The organism is Chitinimonas sp. (assembly GCF_041904975.1).
Lineage (GTDB): Bacteria > Pseudomonadota > Gammaproteobacteria > Burkholderiales > Chitinimonadaceae > Chitinimonas.
The window spans coordinates 1-469 of sequence record NZ_JAYRLZ010000316.1; the positions used below are offsets into that span (position 1 = coordinate 1).

The following is a 469-nucleotide window of genomic DNA, read 5'->3' on the forward strand; positions in this document are numbered from 1 at the left end:
GGATGCAGCTCGCAAGATACGAAATGCAGCCGGGTGCTGCGCTGCGGATCGGCCTGCCAGGCGGCCCAGCTGGCGAGAAAGCTCAGGCCAAGGCCGAAGCCGGTCTCGCAGATGGCAAAGCTGTGCCGATTACGCCAGCGCTCGGGCAGGCCGTTGCCGGCCATGAATACATGGTGGGCCTGGGCCAGGCCGCCCGACTGCGAATGATAGATATCGTCAAAGGCGGCGCTATAGGGCGTGCCATCGTCGGTAAGCTGTAATTGGGCCGGGGTGATTGCGCTGTACACGGGAGGGGCTCGACGGTGCAGACGTCAGTGTGGGGGCGCAGGCTGGCTGGGATGCACAGTGCGGCTCCGCTCGGCGCCGCGGTAGCCGGTTAACGGCCGGGAATGCGCCGTGGCGCCCCCGGGGCGCGGGGGGGGCGGGGCGGGGGGGAGTGCGCCCCGCGCCAAGGCGCGGACCGGGGAAC

1 pseudogene is annotated in these 469 nt (G+C 69.9%); it reads right to left on the reverse strand.

What is annotated here, in order from left to right:
* Positions 1–287 (reverse strand): annotated as a pseudogene (locus ACE3OH_RS19770) (bifunctional tRNA (5-methylaminomethyl-2-thiouridine)(34)-methyltransferase MnmD/FAD-dependent 5-carboxymethylaminomethyl-2-thiouridine(34) oxidoreductase MnmC); the annotation flags it as partial.
* Between the last annotated feature and the right edge of the window lie 182 nt (positions 288–469).